The organism is Streptococcus sanguinis (assembly GCF_020729725.1).
In the GTDB taxonomy this organism is placed as follows: Bacteria; Bacillota; Bacilli; order Lactobacillales; family Streptococcaceae; genus Streptococcus; species Streptococcus sanguinis_V.
The window spans coordinates 491,945-508,662 of record NZ_JAJEPA010000005.1; the positions used below are offsets into that span (position 1 = coordinate 491,945).

Below are 16,718 nucleotides of genomic sequence, written 5' to 3' on the forward strand. Positions count from 1 at the left end.
ACCTTCTTTCATTTAGTGAATATGGAGGACAACCCATTTTCCCAAGGCTGTCTCTAGTAGATAGCTGCCGATGATGAAGCCTAGCAGATTGGTCAAGATATCACCCAAGTCAAAAATGCCAAGGTGAAAGAGATATTGGCTCCCCTCAACCAGACTGATAGCCAAGGTAAAATAAGCCACATGTTTCCATGATAGCTTGCAGAGAAAGCCCAGCGGGATGAACATAATGATATTCATGGTTGGTACAAGCTTATCTCCATAAATCCAATTATAGGTAAAAGACTGCAGGTCCAAACTAAAGCCCTGCCTGCCGATATTTTTCAAAAAGAGCGCATAGAATAGAATGAGAAAATAGAGGGCATAACTGGCTAGCACCAGCCAACGAGGAATATGCCGACTATAGAGGCCACGAATAAAAAGCGAGCTGATAGCTGTCAAAGTCAGAATGATAGAAGCTGGTATCAGCAGGTTCCACTCTGGCTGATTCTTGTAAAAGACGACGGCTACGTAGGCATAAAAAAAGCGCATATAGAGCCAAGACCAGAAAATCAGACTGCCTAGGAAGGCTGCCATATCAAAGATTATTTGTTTTTTCATCTGAAACCTCCCTTTCTTCTTTTTAAGATTATATCAAATTTCAATGGGACATTCTATTTTTTGCTTGACTTTGATTTACAGAGATGTTATCATCTAGTTATAAAGACTAGATAAGAAAGTGATAAAGATTTGAACGCTCAACAAGTTTTTCCAAAATGGGACGAATTACCAGAACTGGAGCTATATTTAGACCAAGTTCTGCTCTATGTAAACAATGTCTGTGGCTCTTCCATTTCAGCCGCTGACAAGGGATTGACCGCTTCTATGATTAACAACTATGTCAAGCATGGCTATATTGCCAAGCCGGTCAAGAAAAAATATCAACGCCGCCAAGTAGCTCGCTTGATTGCCATTACGACCTTAAAAACGGTCTTTTCTATCCAGGAAATTTCAGCTACTTTAAATATGTTGCATAAAGAAGCAGATTCGCGAGAACTTTATGATGACTTCGTTGACTATATGAACGGTAGCAAGCTGGAGGTGGCCCCCATCATTTCCACAGCCTGCCAGACGGTCAAACTCTATCAAAAGACCTTATCCCTAATCCAAGTACCAAATGAGGAGGAAGAAAATCTTGAACTACGCGCTTAAACTCAGTAAAAAACTATCCTTCGGAGAGGAAATTGCCAACGCTGTTACCCATGCGGTAGGGGCCGTTCTGATGCTGATTCTGCTGCCTATCTCAGCTATTTATAGCTATGAAGGGCACGGGTTGGTGGCCGCTGTCGGAACTTCTATCTTTGTCATTAGCCTCTTTCTCATGTTCCTCTCCTCGACAGTCTATCACTCCATGTCCTATGGCTCGACCCACAAGTATATCTTGCGCATTATCGACCACTCCATGATTTATATCGCCATCGCTGGCAGCTACACACCAGTCGTGCTGTCGCTGATGAATAACTGGTTTGGCTATCTCATCATTGCTATCCAGTGGGGCACCACCATCTTTGGCATTCTCTATAAGATTTTCGCTAAGAAGGTCAATGAAAAATTCAGCTTGGCTCTCTATCTGATTATGGGCTGGCTGGTGGTCTTTATCATTCCGCAGATTATCGGTCAAACCGGACCAGTCTTCTGGGGACTCATGCTGGCTGGTGGCCTCTGCTATACTGTAGGAGCTGGCTTCTATGCTCAAAAGAAGCCCTACTTCCACATGATTTGGCACCTTTTCATTCTAGCGGCCTCTGCCCTGCAATACCTTGCTATCGTTTACTTTATGTAAGAAAAAATACAAAACCGTCTGAGGATTCTCAAACGGTTTCTTTTTTTATGCTGTTTATTGATTCATCCTTACTTTTCAGTGGTCTTCTTTGCTTGTGCGCTTTTCTGACTTGCTTAAAGATTGGATATAAGATTGGGACAGCGATGACTGTCGCTAGACTGGAGCCAAATGTACCAGTAATCTCAGCTACTGCCAGTAAAAAGGCTGCTGGTAAACTACTCCCACCAAACAGTGTTCCTGTCAGAGTGTACTTGAAAATATTGAGCACAATCTTCACCAAAGCAGCTGCTACTGCTGTCATAAGAATATTTCTTAGTTTATCCTTTCTCTGAAAGAGTCCCTCATACAGAAAATGAATCACCACGGCCACCGCAAGTGCTTCTAACAAGATAATTGGGATTTCTGCCGCATAACCATTTAACAAGTCAAATATTCCTAGTCCAATGGCAGCTGCTAAAAAACCGAGCTTACTGCCAAAAATCAGACAACCCACTACCACCAGCGCATTCCCAAAGTGAATAAACTGAGCTCCGACAGGAATTTTAAAAAACTGAATACTCAGAAAAATCAAAGCAGCAAATAAACTAATCATGGTTAAGGTTTGCAAATCAAGTGTTTGTTTCTTCATCTCTTTCCTCCATTAAGGCTTGAAAATCAGCGAAAAGCTCTCCTAGATAGGGCTGGTAAAAAACGCCCTTCTTTGGATCTATTTGCTCTTTAAAGCTAAGTACCAAGCTCTTTTCAATAAACTTCAAAATCACCGGCAGGGCTTGCTTGATGTCAATCCCCTGAACAAAAGCCGCAGCTACAAGTGTCGTCAATATATCACCCGTTCCAAAAAATTGCTGGGGCAAAGCTGGACTAGAAAAGAGGTTAAACTCCTCTGTTGCCGCATCAAAATAGGCCACACCAATCTGATTTTCTTTCATGGGCAAGCCAGTTAGCAAGACCTTGCTCGGTCCTAACTCAGCCAAACGTTTGCTGTAGTCCTCCCATCTATCTTCTGATAAACTCTCTTCGTAGGATTCTTCTAACAACAAACAGGCTTCCGTCAAATTAGGCAGAACCAAATCGGCATGTTGGCAGAGGCGACGCATATGGTCTAGATGGGCATCTGAAAATCCCTGATAAAAAGTCCCCTTGTCTCCCATGATAGGATCCACGATAAGGGGCAAGCTTTTTTCCTTTTTAAAGCGCAACAAATTTTCCACCTGTATGTCAGATTTCAAATATCCTGTTACCAGAGCTGAAAAGTCGAATTCCAGGCTCTGCCATTGTTTCAAAAAAGCAAGCATCCCATGCGTGTAATCATCTATATAGACGTCTGGAAAACCGCCTGTATGGGACGATAAAATCATGGTTGGCAAGAGGGCCACCTCTAGCTGGCAAATTGCAAAGAGCGGCAGGGCAGCTGTTGCGGCAACCTTACCTAAGCCAGAAATATCTGTGGCCAGAATGACTGTTTTTGTTTTCATGACTCCTCCTACTTGCTCTCTATTGTAAAATATCTGAAAATGAGTTACAATATGAAAAAATCAAATCTGTGTGGGGACAGTTTCATGGTTAAAGCAAAATACCAACGCATCGTCGATAAGATTACTAAGGATATTAAAGAGGGAAAACTGACAACTGGTCAGAAAATTCCTTCTGTCCGGAAGCTGGCAGAGCGTTATCACTGTAGCAAGGATACTGCGCAAAAGGCTCTGATTGAGCTCAAGTATCAGAAGTACATCTATGCCGTTCCCAAAAGCGGCTACTATGTGCTGGAGAATGCTCAGGAAGAAAAGCTGGATTTGGAGCTGCCTGTGAGGGATGACCGCCACCAAGCCTATGAGGATTTCCGACTCTGTGTAAATGAAACTCTGATCGGCCGGGAAAATTATCTCTTCAACTATTACCCTCAGCAGGAAGGACTGGAGGATCTGCGCCTCTCTGTGCAAAAGTTAATGTTGGACTCTGCTGTCTATGCTTCTAGGGATCAGCTAGTTCTGACTTCCGGCACCCAGCAGGCCCTCTATATCCTCTCACAGATTGACTTTCCCAACCAAAAAGAGCATATCTTAGTAGAGCAGCCGACCTACCATCGGATTAATGATCTTCTGCTAGCGCAAAAACTTCCTTATGAAACCATTGAAAGAACACCACAGGGGATTGACCTGCAAGAACTGGAGAGGATTTTTAAAAGCGGAAAGATCAAGTTTTTCTACACTATCCCGCGTTTTCATTATCCCTTGGGCCACTCCTACAGTCGGCAGGACAAGGAAGAGATTCTTCGACTGGCCCAGCTCTATGATGTCTATATCGTAGAAGATGACTACCTATCAGACTTTGATAGCCGGCGGGAGCTAACCTTTCATTATCTAGACAATAGCCAGCGGGTCATCTACATCAAATCTTTTTCTACCAGCCTTTTCCCAGCCCTAAGAATCACCGCCCTGCTCCTTCCGCCCCAGATTCAAAAGACCTTTATCGCTTATAAAAGTGCCGTGGACTATGACAGCAACCTCATCATGCAGAAGGCCCTATCGCTCTACATCGACAGTCTCATGTTTGAAAAAAATAGGCTGGCGCTGCTGCAGCTTCAAGAAGAGGAAGCAAGAAAGGCGCAGATACTACTGGAGCAAGCTCAGCTGCCACTAGCCAGCTATCTGACCAAGGACGGCATTCTGTTAGACTTGAGGTCACTTTCTTCTGTCAGTGCTCTCAAACACAGCAGCCTTCCGCTTGACTTCTTTGAACAAAGCTACCTTGCTAGCTGCCCTTACCAGTATGCCAAGCTTCCTTATGATAACTTAGAAGAAAATGTAGAGAAATTAAAAGACTATTTAAAATAGATGTAGAATTCATTCGGAATTCTACACCTTTCATTTATAATCAGGTTTTTCAAGACTCCATCATCCCAGCCTGCAGTTGGTACATTTTCTTATAGGTGCCATCTTGAGCTAGCAATTCTTCGTGGCTGCCGGATTCGATAATGCGGCCATTGTCTAAGACATAAATGCAGTCGGCATCCTGAATGGTAGACAGACGGTGGGCAATGGCAATGGTTGTCCGCCCCTGCCGCATTTTTCTCAGTGAGCCTTGAATAAGTTCCTCTGTCTCTGAATCAATATTAGCTGTCGCCTCATCCAAAATCAAGATTTTAGGCTTGGTGGCGATGGTTCTGGCAAAGGCTAGAAGCTGCCGTTGACCGCTGGAAAAAGTCGCTCCCCGCTCAGTCACAGGGGAATCATAGCCTTGAGGTAGCTGACTGATAAAGCCATGAGCGTCTACAAACTTAGCCGCTTCTATAATTTCTTCTCGCGTCAGCTGCTCTTGGTAAAGCTGGATATTGGAAGCAACGGTACCGTGATAAAGGAAGGGTTCCTGCAAAACAAGGCCAATCTTTCGCCGCAGCTCCGCCTGACTATAGTCTTTAATATCGCGTCCATCAACCAAAATCTGCCCCCGCTCAAATTCATAAAAACGCAGAAAGAGATTGATAATGGAGGACTTGCCAGAGCCAGTCGAACCCACAAAGGCAATCGTCTGCCCTTTTTTGACTGAAAAGGAGATATCCCGCAAAACATCTCGTTTTCCATCATAAGAAAAGGAAACATGCTTGAATTCGATGCTGCCATCTTGGATTTGCAAGTCTTGGTTAGCCTGCTCAGGCTCGTAGTCAGTACGGTCCATGATTTCAAAAACCCGCTCCGCAGCAATCATAGATGTCTGTAAAACAGAGTAATTCTGCATAACATCAATTAAAGGATTAAAAAGCTGATTAACATACTGGATAAAGGCATACATAATACCAGCCGTAATTCCCGCCACTTGCCAAGTCAGGCCAAAGTAAGTCAGAATCACTCCATAAGCCAAGATTTTCAGCAGAGACATGGCCGGCCTCAGAAAGAGACTATTGATATTGAGATAGCGATTGGTGAATCCTAAATGCTGACCGTTAATTTCTTCAAATTCCCGCAACAAGCGCTTCTCTTGCCCGAATGCCTGAATAATTCGCATCCCTTCAATACTCTCAGATAGCTTGACATTTAAATCGCTGAGCTTATTCCTAACCTGCTTTAGCTGACGATTGGATAGATGCTGATAGAGCAAGATAGAGGCTGCCATCAAAGGTAAAAAGAGAGCAATCATCAGGGTCAATTGCCAGTTGAGGGCAAACATAGCGCTCAAAGTAACAACTAAAATCAGCAAGGAGCTCAAAAAATTAGAAAAAATCTCACTGAACATATCTGCTACTGCCTGAGTATCATTAGTCAGGCGGGAAACGATAGCACCAGCTGGCGTTCTATCAAAATAAGCCATTTGCAGACGCTGGATATTGGCAAAGCTTTCCTGTCGCAAGTCCCGAACCACACTTTGAGCCACACGCGCAAAGAAATACTTTCCCAAGAAAGTAAAAAGTACCCGCAAGAGGAAAAGACCATAGTAAAGAGCCAGCAAAGGCAGGCCAGCCCAGGCTTGGTTACGGCCGATAAACTGATCAATAAAATAGCGGGCCAGAAGCGGCAATGCTGTTGTGACCAGAGTCGTCAGCAGAATGAAGGTCAAGGCCATGCTGCTCACTATCCTGTAGCGCCACATATAGCCTAGGAGGCGATGAAAAGTTGCTTTCTTTTTCATATTAATCTTCCTCCTTCAAGCTTTCTGCCAGCTGCTGATTGTGATAAGTCTGGGCATACCAGCCCTTTTGCTCCAGTAGCTCTTGGTGAGTGCCCCGTTCCTTGATCCGTCCCTCTTCCATAACCAAAATCAGGTCTGCATGCACCAAGGCCGACAGCCGATGAGCTGTGATGATGGTTGTCTTGCCAGCACGCTCTGACTTTAGATTTTCCAAAATCAGATGCTCCGTCTTGGCATCAACAGCCGACAGGGAGTCATCCAAAATCAGAATTTCAGGATTGGTAATAATAGCCCGACTCATCGCCAAGCGCTGCTTCTGTCCACCAGACAGAGACAAACCCCGCTCACCGACAACCGTATCCAGCCCCTCTGGCATAACCTGAATATCCTCATACACACCGCATAGTTGAGCGGCAGCTAGAACCTGGCTATCTGTCAGCTGGGGATTAGCAAAGCGGATATTGTCCCGAATGGACAGAGCAAAGAGCATCTGTTCCTGTGGTACATAGCCGATAAGACGGCGCAAGTCTTTGAGGCGGTACTCCCGGATATCATGGCCATTCAGATAGATAGCCCCCTCCTGAATATCCTGCTCCCGCAGCAGCAAGCGCAGAAGAGTGGTCTTCCCTGAGCCCGTCTGACCGACAATTCCCAGTGTCTGTCCCTGCTCAATGGAAAAATGAATATCCGATAAACTAGTCTCCTCGGCATAAGAAAACTTCCGAATGTCATAATCTAATCGACCATTTTCCGCATGAGAAAGGGGTTGTTCAGCTTCCTTGACATCTGACTCCTGAGCCAGCAGTTTCTCAATTCGCTCATAAGAAACAGCCCCTCGCTGGCCGATGTTAAAAAGATAGCCTGTAGCCTGCAGCGGCCAAACCAGCATATCCAGATAAGTGATAAAGGTAACCAACTCTCCTATGGTAAACTGCCCTTGGGAGATAAAAATCCCACCGAAAATCAAGGTCAAAACATAAGAAAGACCGATAAAAAGCAAAACCAAGGGGTCAAAAAGAGAATCGTACTTGGCAGCCAAAACGTTTTTTTCGTAGACTTCCTGATTGGTCTTGGCAAAAGACTGAGTCTCCGCTTCCTGATAGCCAAAGGACTTGGTCACTCGAATCCCTGAAACGCTCTCCTGTACCTTATTGTTCAAATCTGAAAATGCCTCTTGAGCAGCCTTAAAACTTTCATGATTCTTTCGACCAATCAAGCCCGTGCCCCACGACAAGAAAGGCATGGGCACAATGGCAATCAAGGTCAGCCGCCAGTCCAAAACGAAAAACATGGTCAGCAGGGTTACCAAGGCTGTAATAGAAGCATCCACAGCTGACATGACTCCACCACCAGCCAGACTAACAACTGCATTGATATCGTTGGTCGCATGAGCCATCAAATCCCCTGTACGGTATTTCTGATAAAAAGAGGGGGACATGTGAGTAAAGTGCTCGAACAATCGAGAGCGCAGAATTCGTCCCAGATTATTGGATGTCCCTAAGATATAAAGGCGCCAGACATAGCGCAGGCCATACATGATAAAAGCTGAAGCAATCAGCAACAGCAAATTAAAGAGCAGCTCTTGAGAAGTCAGATGTTTGCTAGCAATTCGGTCAATAACCTGACCGATGACTCTAGGCGGTATCAGATTGAAGACGCTGACCAAGGATAAGGCCAAGATACCGATGATATAGCGCCGCTTTTCTAACTTAAAAAACCAGGCTAATTTTCTAATGAGGTCCATAATTTCTCCTATTCTTACTAGTCTTTTTATTATACTGTTTTTTGAGGAAAAATGAAACACAGCGGATTGGAGCGCTGTGTTTTCGATTTTATTTTTTACTGGTCAGCTGGTAACTAACAGCCAGTAAATCAAAGATTTCCTGATCGCTCAGGGTATCATTCAAGGGCAGACTGAGCCAATATTTCTTATTCATGTGAAAGGCCGGGTAAATCCCCTTTTTCTGAATCAGCTCCGCCACATGGTCATTCTTAACATTTAGCACCTCAATATCGCCGCTTCGCTCTGCTTCAAACTTAGACCAGTCTGTGGTCAGAAAAGCCCCATACCATTTTTTACTGTCCTGATGGCGGAAAACCCCTGCTTTAGTCGAGCTCTTTCTGGATGACTTCTCCCAGAGGTACTCTATTTGCCCCTGATAAACCTCAGCCGCGTGATCCCGCAGTCGCTTACTCTGCTCATAGAGAAAGCCAACTTCGTCAAAACAGTGCTGACGGATAGCCAGAAGAGCTGCCTGACAAGCTTCACGAACCTGACCGACAAACTCCCCCGTCACCTGCTCCATCTTGACCTGCAGATAAGCGTCATCAGTGTCACAGTCAAAAACCTGATAGTCCAGCTCTCCATCTCTGATAGTCACTTCCAAGCGAAAGTCACCCTTCATAATCTTCTGCGAGAAACGGTAAGCTCCATCAGACTCCTTAAAACCGTAAGTCTGAAGCTTATCTGGATTAGCCTTGTATTTTTCAAATAGTTCCAACATCTACTTAGCCGCTGCTAGCGCAGCTTACCCCTCCTTAAAATACAATTTTAGTTCCATGCAGCTGGTCTACTGCCAGACTGTCTATAATTTGCTGACGATTGCCTAGATGAATGCCACCTCCCGGCATGATATCAATCCGATCAGCAGCATGCTCGATTAATTCATCTAGCCAAGCAAAATGCTCCTCAATCGGCTCATTAGCAGGTCCTCCGTGGGTCAAAATTCGCTGGACACCGTTCTCAATCAGCCAGTCCATTTGGCCAAACTGGTATTCAGCTGGGATTGAGTCAAAAGCCATGTGGAAGACTACTTCCAGTCCTTTGCAAGCCTCTAGCAGGCGCTGCATCTTCGAAACATCTATTTCGTTCTTCTCCGTCAAGACACCAAAAACCACTCCCTGACTACCGGCTTCCTTGGCTTTTTGGATATCTGCCAGCATAATCTCAATTTCAAGATCAGTGTAAACAAAATCACCGCCCCGTGGCCGAATCATGGTCATTACAGTCGCACCGTAAGGCTTGGCTAAGTCAACTGCTGCTTGAATTACGCCGTAACTGGGTGTCGTGCCTCCGACAGCCAGATTATCACAGAGCTCAATCCGCTGGGCTCCCGCCTTCATAGCATTTTCTAACAAGGTTACATTTTCCGCACAAAATTCATAAAGCATCATCTCACCTCTGATTTAATATATTGATTTCCTCTATCTATTATAACACAAGAACTTCTCAATATCAGCTCTTATCAAATTTTCTAGCTTCTCTTTTACACCAATCAAGCCAATTGGTCTGATAGTCTTCCTTGGATAAGATGCGGTTCTGTAAATCAGCTATCGAGAAGATGCCTCTTTCTTGACAAGCCTGAACACAGTATTGATAAAAATCCCAGTTAAGCTCATCCCTATCATAATAGATGGGGATATGAGAGAGGCCAGCCTGATATGCCTTAAAGGCTCTGCTATGTCCATCAGTAAAGAAAACTTTTCCATCCATGCGCTTGACAGGTAAAGCTTCAAGTTCTTGTTGGTCAAAATCAATGCTAATCCTGTCCAGCTTTTCCCGTGAAAGGTAGAACTGACTGGGCTGGATCTGCGCTATGGGCAAGGTCAAATCAAGTGTATAGGATCTGCCTTTCTCTGTAGCAAGAGTTGGATAGAAACCAAGCGACTCAAACAAACTGCGAGAGGGCTGATTGAAATCATAAATTTCTTGAACTGCTAGTTTCTGATAGCCTAGATTGCGTGCGCGCTGCATCAAAGCAGAAAGAACTTTCTTGCCAATTCCTTTCCCACGGTAGTCCGCTTTTCCAATGACAATCGGCAAATCATCTTGCCAAAAGGTCACATCCCCAATAGCCAACCAACACTCCTGCTCCCATACTTCAATAAAATACACTTCACCTTGCCTAGCAAGATATTCATACATTCTTTGAACTCGCTCCGGCGGATAGGGATCTCTTCTGCCATCAATCATATAAATCGTATCTGGATCTTGATACCAATCTAAGGCTAACTCAAACTGGCCATCATAGGCCCGCAAACGCAGATTGTCATCAATAACAATCAGCTCCTCTTGCTGGATATTAGGAATAGGCATCTTCTCTCCCTCACAATGACATTATTCAAATAATAGTATAAAAACTCCATTTGATTCGGAAGGGCTCCTCCTCAAATGAAGTTTTCTTTTTTAGATTCCATAACCCATGCTGAACTGGATTTTAGCAGCACCGTTCTGGAAGCTAATCTTGTTAATGCTGAATTGACTCTGCGGCAGAGCTAGAAGGAAACTATCTCCCTCCGTTGTGATAGATGAATTAGAGGCCTGCATTTGTTGCTTCAGCATGCCTGTCACCCAAGATTTAGGGATAGGAAGAGAGCCCAGCTTGGCACTATCGATTGTGATGTGCAAGACATTATCTCTCACCGTCACATCCACCTCTAGGTCCAGCTTACTGCCAATGAAGAGCAATTTGACTGGATACTGGATGCGCAGCTTATTGCCTTCAATACTGTAAACACTGTTCAGCAGCTCCTGATTCTCAGAGTCAGTCAGAGAAGACTTGAGCACCTGATTAAGCTGGACGCTATTGAGAGAAACCTCCGTGCTGACTCCCTGTGCCGTCACATTGGCATTGCTCAAAGCCGGCTCAATAATACTCATCCAGGAAGCACTGCCTTGAACATTCTTTAATTGTTCACTTTGATTAACAGATGCAGGAACCAGAAACAGCACCGCTGCAAGAAACAGCACCAAAGCAATTCCCACTACTCTTTTTACCATTTTCATGTTTGTATTCCTTTAATTTGAGAAAATCCCTTTAGCTAAAAACACAGAAAGGATTTATCTTATTTTACACTATTTTTGCATAATTTTCTGTAACAAACATATTAAAAAGCTAACAATCCTGTGAGAAAAGGCTGGGACAGATAATCCCAGCCTCTCAATCACATAGCGCTAGTTTTACAAGGCTCATCATAGATAGCCTATTCTTACTTAATTACTTCCTGAGTCTTAGCATAATTAGCTTCTACTGCTTCTTTTTCAGATTTCCACCAGTCTTGGTTGTCCGTGTACCACTTGATCGTCTCTTTGAGACCCGCTTCAAAGTTGGTGAACTCTGGCTTCCATCCTAGCTCATCGCGGAGCTTGCTGGCATCAATGGCATAGCGGAGGTCGTGGCCGGCACGATCTGTCACATGGTCATAAGCATCTGCTGGCTGTCCCATTTCCTTGAGAATCAGCTCCAGCACTTCCTTGTTGTTCTTCTCGCCATCAGCACCAATCAAGTAAGTTTCGCCGATTTGACCCTTGGTCAAAATCGTCCAAACACCTGATGAATGGTCATTAGTATGAATCCAGTCACGGACGTTTTTACCTTCGCCATAAAGTTTTGGCTTGATACCGCTCAAGATATTGGTAATCTGGCGCGGAATGAACTTCTCGATGTGCTGGTAAGGACCATAGTTGTTTGAACAGTTAGAAATAGTCGCTTTGACACCAAATGAGCGCACCCAAGCTTTAACAATCAAGTCTGAAGCTGCCTTGGTTGATGAATAAGGCGAGCTTGGATTGTACTTGGTTTCAGCTGTAAATTTTTCACCTGGCCCTTCTCCAAGACCTGGCAAATCTTCACGCAGAGGGAGATCTCCATAGACTTCATCAGTCGACACATGGTGGAAACGAATGTCGTACTTACGTGCTGCTTCCAAAAGTGTGTAAGTTCCGATGAAATTGGTGTGGATAAATGGACTCGGGTCATTGAGCGAGTTATCATTGTGACTTTCTGCCGCATAGTGAACGATAGCATCAGCTTCAGAAGCAAGCTTATCTACCAAGGCTGCATCAGCAATATCTCCAACAACCAACTCAACGCGGTCGCCTAAAATTTCTTCAATATTGGCACGATTACCCGCGTAAGTCAGCTTGTCCAGCACTGTCACATGGACATCTGGAAAGTTATTGTAAACATAGTGGACAAAGTTAGAACCGATAAAACCAGCTCCACCTGTCACGATAATTTTATTATATTCAGTCATTGATTTATTTTTTCTCCATAATAAAACAAAATAAGGAATTATTTGTTTCGTAAAAAATAGTAATTTTGAAATTATATAAAGGGCTAAGAAAATAAACAAAAAGAGGAGAACCATCATCAGAATGAATCCTAATGGTCCTAGAGAAATAAGAAAATAGAATATAATCAGCAAGAAATAGATAATATATTCAAACACTTGTTCTATTCACTCTTCTTACAAATCTTCTTTTCTTAGAGGTTTAACATCCTTGAGTAATGGATGGTTCTTGTCTGCTTCTGAGACTTCTGCTGCTTCTAAGTTTTCCCACTGGATGCCTAAAGCTGGGTCTGCATAGTTGACAAAGGCATACTTCGGTTTGAGTTCCAAAGCCCAGTAGTCATTCACCAGATAGCTATAAGAAACCGTGTCAGAAAGGACTTGGAAGCCGTTGGCTACACCACGCGGCACAAAAATCCCCTTGCTGGCATCGATGACTGTCTGGTAGGTGTTACCAAAGGTTTCACCCTCACGTAAGTCTACCCATGAGCCTAGTACTTTACCATCGTCAGCGACTGAAATGTACTTATCCCATGGCTCAGCATGAAGACCACGCAGGACATTTTTACGAGAAAAGCTGACATTATTCTGCAGTTTTCCTTCTGCGAAGAAGCTTTCAGGAAAACCTAACGGCAGCATTTTTTCCTTTTGGAAATTCTCCTTAAACCAGCCTCGGTTGTCTCCACGAACAGGGATGTCAAACTCCAGCATACCTGGAATTCCAAGAACCTCACGCGCTGCTAATTCCTTATCAAAAAATTGTTCCGTCATCTTCTTATTCTTCTCCAATCAAGCGCAAGAGATAGTGGCCATATTCATTCTTTTTCAATGGCTGCGCCAATTCGTGCACTTGCTCTTTAGTGATATAACCCATACGATAGGCAATTTCTTCCAGATTCGCCACCTGAACGTTCTGCATCCGCTGAACTGTTTCGATATATTGAGCTGCCTCTAAAAGACTTTCATGAGTACCTGTATCCAACCAAGCAAAACCACGTCCCATAAGCTCAACAGACAAATCACCACGATCCAAGTAAGCCTTGTTAACATCAGTGATTTCCAATTCACCGCGAGGACTTGGTTTGATGTTCTTGGCAATTTCTACAACATCGTTATCATAGAAATACAGTCCTGTCACTGCATAGTTAGAGCGCGGCTGTTCCGGTTTTTCTTCGATGGAGATAGCATTCATATTTTCATCAAATTCTACTACACCAAAGCGTTCTGGATCCTTAACATGGTAGCCAAAAACAGTTGCCCCTTTTTCTTTAGCAGCAGCATTTTGAAGCATTTTACTCAGACCTGGTCCATGGTAAATATTATCCCCAAGAATCAGCGCCACGCGGTCATCTCCAATAAAATCAGCCCCAATGATAAAGGCTTGTGCAAGTCCGTCCGGACTTGGCTGCTCTGCATAAGAGAGCTTGATACCAAACTCAGAGCCATCACCCAGCAGATCCTCAAAACGAGGCAAATCTGTTGGAGTGGAGATAATCAAGATGTCCTTGATACCAGCCAGCATAAGAGTTGACAATGGATAATAAATCATGGGTTTGTCATAAACCGGCATGAGCTGTTTTGACGCAGCGCGGGTCAATGGATACAAACGTGTACCAGAACCACCTGCAAGAATAATACCTTTCATATGAGTTTCCTCTCTTAATGTATTCTCCTTATTCTACCATTTTTGAAAGCGGATGTCATCCTTTTCACTACCCTTAAATAAAAGAAAAAGAGCGGAAATTCCACTTTCTTCCGTTCTTTGATTCCAAGTTGACATCATCCCAAAGCCACATCCAAGACCATCATGAGAACAAAGCCCACCATCAGACCTAAAGTCGCCACATCAGTATTGCCATTGGTCTGCGAATCCGGTATCAACTCCTCTACCACCACGAAAATCATAGCTCCTGCTGCAAAGGAAAGGGCATAGGGCAGAATAGCCGTCATGGCCATAACAGCTACTGCTCCCAGAACAGCTCCGATTGGCTCTACAATCGCAGACATGGAGCCCCAGTAAAAGGCTTTAAGCCGAGACTTGCCGTCCGTCCGAATCGGAATGGATAGAGCCGCTCCTTCTGGGACGTTTTGCAGGCCAATTCCCAAAGCTAGGCCAATCGCACCGACAAAGGCTTCCGGACTAGGATTGGCGGCCAAAGCACCAAAGGCTACTCCGACTGCCAAACCTTCTGGAAAATTGTGAATGGTAATGGCTAAGAAGAGCAGAGCCGTCTTGGACAGCTTCTTTCGGCTATGCTCAGGAACACTCTCTGCCTCCGAAATGTCTTTGCTCAAGTGCAAGTGAGGTACCACTGCATCAATCAACCTCAGGAAAAAACCTCCCACTAGAAAGCCAATCGCTGACGGCAGCCAGGACAGCTTGCCATAAGAACTTTGGGCATACTCAATCGACGGTGCCAGAAGCGACCAAAAGGAAGCCGCAATCATGACGCCTGCCGCAAAGCCCATCATAATATCCAGCAACTTGCGACTGACCTTTTTAAAGAAAAATACAACAGCCGAGCCCACAATGGTACATCCCCATGTAAAAAGCCCAGCCAAGAATGCCTGCATAACTACAGGCTGCGATCGTAACCAGTCCATAACTTCTCCTTATCCTCTGAAATCAATCATACAAAATCGTCTTGGTTTCCTCGATACAGTGTTCTTCCTCATTCCAGTAATGAATCCGCTCGAAAGAGCCTTTCCGCCAGTAGAGGGGCAAACGTTCACGTATGTCGTCCTGCATATCTATTTGGTCAAGTTCAGAAATCTTCCACCATTTTGGTTCCCCTTCATGATCGTTTCCCCTGACTTGCCCCTCAAAGGCAGTACAAAGAAAATCGTAATACACATAACGTTCTTCTTTACTCGGATTAGTGAAGCCTGAAATTCCCTTCAATTCCATGTTTAGAGCAGTTAGCCCCGTTTCTTCTTTTAATTCGCGCCTTGCAGCTTCAAAAAAAGATTCTGGAAACTCCACTTTCCCGCCCGGTTGTATCCACCCTTTAAAATTATCATGCCGGCGATTAAGCAGTAGGATTTCTTCATCTTTTTTTACACAAATATTGACCCAATTCAAAATGGTTTCTGTCATATCAAACCTTCTTCACATACCGTTCGATAGGATAGTCAGCTGGATTCAGCAGCCCCGCTTCTCCTAGAGCCATCTGGGCCAATTGGCGTCCGATAAGCGGGCCAGTTGTCAGACCAGAAGAGCCTAATCCGCTGGCAGCGTAGACATGCGGTAAGTCTGGAACAGCTCCAAAGAAAGGTGCAAAGTCGCTGGTATAAGCCCGTGTTCCCACGCGCTCACCTAGAATCTCTGCATTAGACAACCTTGGCAAGTAAGTTTCCGCTTCTCGCTGCAACTGATCCAGCACTTTCTTATCTACCTTCAAATCAAAACCCTGATCATTTTCATGACTGGCACCGACACTGACCTTACCTGCTAGAAAAGGAATGATATCCAACTCGCCCTCAGGCATCACAACAGGGTAGTCATCTGTCTTTTCAGCCAGCTTAAAATCACGTAGCTGTCCTTTTTGCGGCCGAACATCTGTCTTATAGTCCAGTGGCTGCAAGATTTCTCCCAGCCATGCCCCCACAGCTAAGATAACACAGTCAAAGTCGTGTCCGTCCACCAGAAGTTGCTCTCCTTCTACTGTCAAGCTTACCTTTTTTTCAACTAGCTCTGCTTTGCTGGCTTTCAGAAGTGTCTCCGTCAAGAGTGCCCCCTCCACACGGGCACCGCCGGAAGCATAGAGAAGCCGCTCAAAACCTTGCAAGTCTGGAAATTTCTCCTGCGCTTCCTGACGGCTGAGAAGACTTAACTCCCCTATTAAGGGCGACTCTTCCCGACGATTAGCAGCCAAATCATAAAGCTCCTGCAGCTTGCTCTCGTCCTTTTTAAGCAGATAAACACCTGTATGTTGGTAAAAGTCTGTCTGGATTCCAGCATCTTTCAGTTCCGCAATCAAGTCCTGATAAAAATCAGCGCCCAAACGCGCCATCCTGTACCAAGCCTTGTTGCGACGCTTGGAAAACCAAGGACTGATAATGCCAGCAGCTGCCTTGGTTGCCTGCCCCTTGCCGTCATCAAAGACAGTCACTTCCACATCTGGGGATTTGGACAGATAGTAAGCGGCTGTTGATCCGACAATCCCAGCTCCAATCACTGCTACTTTTTTCATGTCGCTCCCTC

18 protein-coding genes are annotated in these 16,718 nt (G+C 44.6%); 3 read left to right on the plus strand and 15 right to left on the minus strand.

Going from position 1 to position 16,718, the window contains the following annotated elements:
• Window positions 1-12: 12 nt before the first annotated feature.
• Window positions 13-597 (minus strand): VanZ family protein, encoded by a 585-nt coding sequence (locus K4I03_RS02360; RefSeq protein WP_227963588.1) that lies wholly within the window; start codon window positions 595-597, stop codon window positions 13-15.
• 129 nt (window positions 598-726) lie between these two features.
• On the opposite strand from K4I03_RS02360, the gene K4I03_RS02365 reads away from it, so the two are divergent.
• Window positions 727-1,188, plus strand: a complete 462-nt coding sequence (locus K4I03_RS02365) for a DUF1836 domain-containing protein (protein WP_002920914.1) — start codon at window positions 727-729, stop codon at window positions 1,186-1,188.
• Window positions 1,172-1,819 (plus strand): PAQR family membrane homeostasis protein TrhA, encoded by a 648-nt coding sequence (gene trhA, locus K4I03_RS02370; protein ID WP_002900134.1) that lies wholly within the window; start codon window positions 1,172-1,174, stop codon window positions 1,817-1,819. The genes K4I03_RS02365 and trhA overlap by 17 nt, the downstream gene beginning before the upstream one ends.
• A 28-nt stretch (window positions 1,820-1,847) precedes the next feature.
• On the opposite strand, the gene K4I03_RS02375 is transcribed toward trhA, so the two are convergent.
• Complete coding sequence (locus tag K4I03_RS02375; protein WP_227963589.1) at window positions 1,848-2,447, minus strand: ECF transporter S component; 600 nt, start codon at window positions 2,445-2,447, stop codon at window positions 1,848-1,850.
• Window positions 2,428-3,294: a pyridoxamine kinase gene (locus tag K4I03_RS02380; protein WP_227963590.1), complete on the minus strand. Its 867-nt coding sequence runs from the start codon at window positions 3,292-3,294 to the stop codon at window positions 2,428-2,430. The genes K4I03_RS02375 and K4I03_RS02380 overlap by 20 nt, the downstream gene beginning before the upstream one ends.
• Before the next feature lie 39 nt (window positions 3,295-3,333).
• Between K4I03_RS02380 and K4I03_RS02385 the strand changes: the two genes are divergently transcribed.
• The gene (locus K4I03_RS02385; protein ID WP_227963591.1) at window positions 3,334-4,653 is read left to right on the plus strand and encodes an aminotransferase-like domain-containing protein; all 1,320 of its coding nucleotides are present in this window, start codon (window positions 3,334-3,336) and stop codon (window positions 4,651-4,653) included.
• A gap of 49 nt (window positions 4,654-4,702) precedes the next feature.
• Here K4I03_RS02385 and K4I03_RS02390 read toward each other — a convergent pair whose 3' ends face one another.
• The 12 genes from K4I03_RS02390 to K4I03_RS02445 all read right to left on the minus strand — a co-directional run bounded on the left by K4I03_RS02390 (window position 4,703) and on the right by K4I03_RS02445 (window position 16,707).
• Entirely contained in the window at window positions 4,703-6,442 is a 1,740-nt protein-coding gene (locus K4I03_RS02390) for an ABC transporter ATP-binding protein (protein WP_227963592.1), read from the minus strand.
• Window position 6,443: 1 nt separating this feature from the next.
• A complete protein-coding gene (locus K4I03_RS02395) occupies window positions 6,444-8,186 on the minus strand; it encodes an ABC transporter ATP-binding protein (RefSeq protein WP_227963593.1) in 1,743 nt (580 codons plus the stop codon).
• A gap of 88 nt (window positions 8,187-8,274) precedes the next feature.
• Window positions 8,275-8,946 carry an MmcQ/YjbR family DNA-binding protein gene (locus K4I03_RS02400; protein ID WP_227963594.1) on the minus strand — a complete coding sequence of 224 codons (672 nt, stop codon included), beginning with the start codon at window positions 8,944-8,946 and terminating at the stop codon, window positions 8,275-8,277.
• 34 nt (window positions 8,947-8,980) lie between these two features.
• Window positions 8,981-9,613, minus strand: a complete 633-nt coding sequence (locus tag K4I03_RS02405) for a copper homeostasis protein CutC (protein WP_227963595.1) — start codon at window positions 9,611-9,613, stop codon at window positions 8,981-8,983.
• A 64-nt stretch (window positions 9,614-9,677) separates the two neighbouring features.
• Entirely contained in the window at window positions 9,678-10,538 is an 861-nt protein-coding gene (locus K4I03_RS02410) for a GNAT family N-acetyltransferase (RefSeq protein ID WP_227963596.1), read from the minus strand.
• 90 nt (window positions 10,539-10,628) lie between these two features.
• Window positions 10,629-11,228: a hypothetical protein gene (locus K4I03_RS02415; protein ID WP_227963597.1), complete on the minus strand. Its 600-nt coding sequence runs from the start codon at window positions 11,226-11,228 to the stop codon at window positions 10,629-10,631.
• Window positions 11,229-11,431: 203 nt separating this feature from the next.
• On the minus strand, window positions 11,432-12,478 hold the full coding sequence (rfbB, locus tag K4I03_RS02420; protein ID WP_227963598.1) for a dTDP-glucose 4,6-dehydratase: 1,047 nt from the start codon (window positions 12,476-12,478) through the stop codon (window positions 11,432-11,434).
• Window positions 12,479-12,691: 213 nt separating this feature from the next.
• The gene (locus K4I03_RS02425) at window positions 12,692-13,285 is read right to left on the minus strand and encodes a dTDP-4-dehydrorhamnose 3,5-epimerase family protein (RefSeq protein ID WP_227963599.1); all 594 of its coding nucleotides are present in this window, start codon (window positions 13,283-13,285) and stop codon (window positions 12,692-12,694) included.
• A 4-nt stretch (window positions 13,286-13,289) separates the two neighbouring features.
• A complete protein-coding gene (gene rfbA, locus K4I03_RS02430; protein WP_002897349.1) occupies window positions 13,290-14,159 on the minus strand; it encodes a glucose-1-phosphate thymidylyltransferase RfbA in 870 nt (289 codons plus the stop codon).
• Window positions 14,160-14,293: 134 nt separating this feature from the next.
• Entirely contained in the window at window positions 14,294-15,118 is an 825-nt protein-coding gene (gene tmpA, locus K4I03_RS02435; RefSeq protein ID WP_227963600.1) for a ZIP family manganese transporter TmpA, read from the minus strand.
• Between the two features lie 22 nt (window positions 15,119-15,140).
• Complete coding sequence (locus tag K4I03_RS02440) at window positions 15,141-15,611, minus strand: 8-oxo-dGTP diphosphatase (RefSeq protein WP_227963601.1); 471 nt, start codon at window positions 15,609-15,611, stop codon at window positions 15,141-15,143.
• Between the two features lies 1 nt (window position 15,612).
• Window positions 15,613-16,707, minus strand: a complete 1,095-nt coding sequence (locus K4I03_RS02445; protein ID WP_227963602.1) for an NAD(P)/FAD-dependent oxidoreductase — start codon at window positions 16,705-16,707, stop codon at window positions 15,613-15,615.
• Between the last annotated feature and the right edge of the window lie 11 nt (window positions 16,708-16,718).